This is a genomic window from Rubrivirga sp. SAORIC476, assembly GCF_002283555.1.
Taxonomy (GTDB): domain Bacteria; phylum Bacteroidota; class Rhodothermia; order Rhodothermales; family Rubricoccaceae; genus Rubrivirga.
Map to the genome: position 1 here is coordinate 1 of NZ_MVOI01000008.1, position 359 is coordinate 359.

1 protein-coding gene is annotated in these 359 nt (G+C 76.6%); it reads left to right on the forward strand.

Features of this window, described 5'->3' with window-relative positions:
- Positions 1-359 (forward strand): hypothetical protein (locus B1759_RS19840; protein WP_158225314.1); only part of this gene is annotated, 359 nt, incomplete at both ends.

Genomic DNA, 359 nt, shown 5'->3' on the forward strand with positions numbered 1-359 from the left:
ACCTCCCGCCGACGGGCACCCAGGTCTGGACCTACGACCCGGTCGCGAAGACCTTCGTGGCCGCCCCGGCCTCGATCCCGGCCTGGACGGGCTTCCGCGTCCGCGCCCGCGGCACCGGCAGCAGCCCGCGCCTGCTGACCATCCCCGCCTCGGCCGCGCTGACCGGCGCCCGCGTGGCGGCCCAGACGACGGCCCGGACGGCGGCGCGTGAGGCGGAGCCCGGCCTGCGGTTCACGCTCGACGGCGTCGACGGCGACGGGACCTCCCGCATCGCCGACCGCAGCTTCGCGATCGCCTTCTCGGACGAGGCTCGCGCGGCGTTCGACGCCGACGAGGACGTCGAGAAGTTCCAGGTGCCC